The 4,765-nt window shown below is 72.7% G+C and carries 3 protein-coding genes; all 3 read right to left on the bottom strand.

Annotation, left to right across the window (positions count from 1 at the left end; all coding sequences use genetic code 11):
* Positions 1-60: 60 nt before the first annotated feature.
* Entirely contained in the window at positions 61-2,613 is a 2,553-nt protein-coding gene (locus ACFU6K_RS31555) for an ABC transporter permease (RefSeq protein WP_380668827.1), read from the bottom strand.
* Positions 2,614-2,633: 20 nt separating this feature from the next.
* Positions 2,634-3,422 (bottom strand): ABC transporter ATP-binding protein, encoded by a 789-nt coding sequence (locus ACFU6K_RS31550; protein WP_380668825.1) that lies wholly within the window; start codon positions 3,420-3,422, stop codon positions 2,634-2,636.
* A 326-nt stretch (positions 3,423-3,748) separates the two neighbouring features.
* Positions 3,749-4,303 (bottom strand): NADPH-dependent FMN reductase, encoded by a 555-nt coding sequence (gene ssuE, locus ACFU6K_RS31545; protein WP_049658692.1) that lies wholly within the window; start codon positions 4,301-4,303, stop codon positions 3,749-3,751.
* Between the last annotated feature and the right edge of the window lie 462 nt (positions 4,304-4,765).

Here is a 4,765-nt window from a genome sequence, read left to right as displayed (position 1 = left end):
CCGTTCCCCCGTTCCCCCGTGTCCCCCGTGGTTTCGGGCCCGGCGCCCCCCGGCGCCGGGTCAGTCCGTCGCGATGGCCGCGAGGACGTTCATGCGTCCGGCCCGGAAGGCCGGGACGAGTGCGGCGAACAGGCCGATCAGCACCGAGGCGACCAGCGTGACCGCCACCGTGGCGGTCGGGACGGAGAGCGTCCCGAGGCCCTGGTCCCGCAGCACCCGCTGGGCGGTGACGCCCCAGCCGAGGCCCAGTCCGGTGCCGAGGACGGCGCCGAACACCGCGATCACCACGGACTCCAGCCGGATCATCCGGCGCAGCTGGCGGCGGGAGAGCCCGATCGCCCGCAGCAGGCCGATCTCGCGGGTCCGCTCGACCACCGACAGCGCCAGGGTGTTGACCACGCCGAGCACCGCGACCGTGATGGACAGCGCGACCAGCCCGTAGATCAGGTAGAGCAGGGTGTTGATCTGGGACTGGGCGAGCTCCTTGTAGCCGGCCCGGTCCTTGATGGTGAGCTGCGGGTACTCCTTCAGCCCGTCCTCCAGCGCGGTCAGCGTCCGGTCGACGTCGGCGCCCTGGGAGGCCTTGGCGAAGAAGGTCCACACCGGCGGCTGCTCGGCGGCCGGGACGACCTTCTCCATGGTGTCCATGGCCACGAAGGAGCCGTCGCCGAACAGCTCGCCCTTGCCGAAGACCGCGCCGACCGGCACCGTCTGGGTGCGGCCCTGGCCGTAGTCGACGGTGACCTGGTCGCCGACCTTCAGGCCGTGGTCCTTGGCGAAGGCGGCGCCGATCCCCAGCGAGCCGCGCTGGAGCGAGTCCACCGCACCGGAGTCGACGGTAGGCCGGAAGTCGGTGCCGAAGAAGGACGGCGGCACGGCGGTCAGCGGGGTCCTGGCCTTCTGCCCGTCCGGCAGTTGGACCTTGGCGGCGAAGAACCGCTGGGTGGTGACGTGGTCGATGCCCGGGGTCTTCCGGACCGCGTCCATCATCTCGGGGGTGATCGCGGTACGGCCGCCGGAGACGATGTAGTCCGCGCCCACCGACTTGTCGATCTGCGCGCTGGTCGAGGTGACGGCCGAGGAGCTGAACACCGCGGAGGCGATCACCAGCGCCAGGCCGATCATCAGCGCGGCGGCGGTGGCGCCGGTGCGGCGCGGGTTGCGCATCGCGTTGCGCTGGGCCAGCCTGCCGGACGGGCCGAACAGCGCCGGCAGCAGCGCGCCGAGCACCCGGACGACGGCCGAGGCCAGCAGCGGGCCGAGCACCACGAAGCCGATCAGGGTGAGCACCACGCCGAGGCCCAGGTACCGGCCGCCGGTGGCCGCCTTCTCCGCCCCCGCGCCGAACACCAGCAGCGAGCCGCCGCCCGCCGTCAGCAGCAGGCCGAGGCCGGTGCGGACGAGGTTGGCCCGGGCCTCCGCCGGGGTGCCGTGGTCGCGCAGCGCGGCCATCGGCGAGATCCGGCTCGCCCGGCGGGCCGGGAACCAGGCCGCGACCAGGGTGACCACGATGCCGAGCGCGTACCCGGCGATGAACACGTCCGGCCCGATCCGCAGGTCGGCCGCCTCCAGGTCCATGCCGATCGCGCTCATCAGCTTGATCAGGCCGACCGCCACGCCCAGGCCGGCCGCGACCCCGAGGGTCGAGCCGAGCACGCCCAGGATCAGCGCCTCGACCAGCACCGAGCGGTTGACCTGCCGCCGGCTGCCGCCGATGGCGCGCAGCAGGCCGATCTCCCGGGTGCGCTGGGCGACCAGCATCGAGAAGGTGTTGACGATCAGGAAGGCGCCGACGATCGCCGAGACGAAGGCGAAGCCGAGCATCGCGTACTTCATGAAGCCGAGGCCCTTGCCGACCTGCTCGCTGCGGTCGGCCTTCTGCTCGGCCGCCGTCTTCACCTGGTACCCGGCGCCGAACTGGGCCAGCGCGTCGGCCTTGAGCCGGTCGTCGCCGTACGCCTCGACGGTGCTGAAGGCCGGCCCGCCGAGCAGGGCCTGCTGGGCGGTCGGGGTGTCCAGGAAGCCGAGCGCCGCGCCCGGGTTGGTGGTGGTGAAGGTGCCGATGCCGACGATGGTGAAGTCGTGCCGGCCGAGGGGGTTCTCGACCCTGAGTCGGTCGCCGAGGCCGAGCTTGGCCTTCTTCACGGTGTCCGCGTCCAGCAGCAGCTCGGTCGGGCCCCGCGGCGTGTGGCCGGAGGTGACCTTCAGCGGGTTGCCCGGGGTGTCGGTCCAGTTGCCGAGCAGGGTGGGCGCGCCGGTGGTCGGGCCGACCAGCTTGTTGGTGACCGGGTTGATCATGACGGCGTTCTCGACCAGCACCTGGCCGACGGCGCTCTTCACCCCGGGCAGCGCGGCGACCTGCCGCTCCAGCTCGACCGGGACGGTCGGCGGCTTGACGGCGGCCTGCTGCTCCTCGTCCTCGGCCGGCTTGGGCGGCTGGACCGAGACGTCGGAGGAGGTCGCGGCGAAGAGCTTGTCGAAGGTGCCGGTGGCGGTGTCGGAGAACACCAGGGTGCCGGAGACGAAGGCCACCGACAGCACGACGGCGATGAGCGAGAGCGCCATCCGGCCCTTGTGGGCGAAGAAGCTCCGCAGTGAGGTCTTGAGCAGCATGGTTGGTGTCGTCCCGCCGCTCAGCTGGTGCGCTTGCCGTCGAAACGGCGCATGCGTTCGAGGACGGAGTCGGCGGTGGGCGCGTACATCTCGTCCACGATCACGCCGTCGGCGAGGAAGAGCACGCGGTCCGCGTAGCCGGCGGCGACCGGGTCGTGGGTGACCATCACGATGGTCTGGCCCAGCTCGTCCACCGAGCGGCGCAGGAAGGTCAGCACCTCGGCGCCGGACCGGGAGTCCAGGTTCCCGGTGGGCTCGTCGCCGAAGATGATCTCGGGGCGGGCGGCCAGCGCCCGGGCCACCGCGACGCGCTGCTGCTGGCCGCCGGAGAGCTGGGTGGGACGGTGCTTGAGCCGGCCGGACAGGCCGACCGTCTCCACCACCTGGTCCAGCCAGGCCTGGTCGGGCCTGCGCCCGGCGATGTCCATCGGGAGCGTGATGTTCTCCAGCGCGTTCAGCGTCGGGAGCAGGTTGAAGGCCTGGAAGATGAAGCCGATCTTGTCGCGCCGGAGCCTGGTGAGCTGCTTGTCCTTCAGGCCGGTGATCTCGGTGTCGCCGATCCGGATCTGCCCGGAGGTGACGGTGTCGAGGCCCGCCAGGCAGTGCATCAGGGTGGACTTGCCGGAGCCCGACGGCCCCATGATCGCGGTGAACCGGCCGCGCTGGATGTCGACGTCGACCGCGTCGAGCGCGGTCACCCTGGTCTCGCCCGAGCCGTACGCCTTGGTGACCTGACGGGCCGACGCGGCGACGGCGGGCGCCCCGCCGGGAAGCTGGGGGTCGTACACGGCTGCTGCTGCCGTCGTCACTGGGACACTCCTAAGGAAGATGCGCTCACCCGTTGGCCCCCCAGCCTCACGGGCCCGCCCGCCGCGCGACATGGCGCGGGCGGTAGTCCTCGACCGGGAGTTGTCTCCACCCTCCCGGTGGACCTGGCCACCGGACCCGGCGCAACCGGGCCGCTTCCTGGCGGGTGGGGATGTGTGAACCACGTTAGGAGTCGTCGGCGGAGCGCTCGTCATCCGCCGGAATGAAGCCGCCCAACCAAGGATCTACGGGCCCCGGCGCGGCTCCCCCTAGGGGTCGCCGCGGCCCGTCTCGGGGACGCCCCGTACGGGCCGGCGGCGACGGTCCGTCAGCTCGTCAGCGCGGGTGCGGCCAGCCGCTCCAGGGCCGTGGCGAAGCCGTCCACGACCGGGGCCAGCAGCGTTTCGGTCTCGCGCTCCACCAGGGTCGTCCCGTCCTCCCGGGCGGTGATGTGGCGGTCGAGCACGAACCAGCCCTGGGTGATGTGGCCGGCGCCCATCGAGCTGAGCACCGGGCGCAGCGCGTAGTCCACCGCGAGGACGTGCGCGGGCGAGCCGCCGGTGGCGAGCGGCAGGACGGCCTTGCCGGCCAGGGCGTACTGCGGGAGCACGTCCAGCAGGGCCTTCAGCAGGCCCGAGTAGGCGGCCTTGTAGACGGGGGTGCCGACGACCACGCCGTCGGCGCGGGCGAACAGCTCGGTGACGGCGACGATCTCGGGGTGGTCGAAGTCGCCCGACAGCAGCGCGTGCGCGGGCAGGCTGCGGGCCTCGAAGGGGACGACGTGGTGGCCGCGCTCCGCCAGCCGCGCGTCGACGTGGCGCAGCAGGCGGGTGGTGCGGGAGGTGGCGGACGGGGAGCCGGAAACGGACAGGACGACGGCCATGGGTTCACCTCTGGCTGGAAGCGGGGCGGCGCGGTGCGGCGGCGGGGGGAGGGCGCCGCGGTGGGGGCCGGTACCGGGGGCGGTGCGGGACGGTGCGGGGGGGGCGCGGGGCACCGGGGCGCTACGTCGGCGGACGTGCGGGGCGTGCGGGGAGTACGGGGACCCGACGGGCGCGTGTCAGCCGCGACAGAGCGAACAGGCCACACCGCGCCGCAGGTCGACGTGCCGCCGACGCGTGAGTGCCCAACGCTGGTCCATGCCTGGAATGCAAACACGCTGTGTTCGAGCTGGTCAAGAAACGTTTCAGCCGCTGGAACGGCGGGTGTCCGGACGTTTCGGCGGAACGATTCGGGGCGTGCATCAAAACTGCTACAAGAGGCCTGGTGGGCCCCCCGGGGGGAGTCAGCCGGACCGGGGTCGGGCATCCTCGTCGGCATGAACACGTGGCAGGAGGGCCGCCCG

The sequence above is a fragment of the Kitasatospora sp. NPDC057512 genome, assembly GCF_042802135.1.
Classification (GTDB): domain Bacteria; phylum Actinomycetota; class Actinomycetes; order Streptomycetales; family Streptomycetaceae; genus Kitasatospora.
This window is presented reverse-complemented; position numbering and strand designations above follow the sequence as displayed.

Coding starts and splice junctions, on each gene's coding strand:
- ACFU6K_RS31555 (WP_380668827.1), bottom strand. CDS start 2,613: ATGCTGCTCAAGACCTCACTGCGGAGCTTCTTCGCCCACAAGGGCCGG.
- ssuE (WP_049658692.1), bottom strand. CDS start 4,303: ATGGCCGTCGTCCTGTCCGTTTCCGGCTCCCCGTCCGCCACCTCCCGC.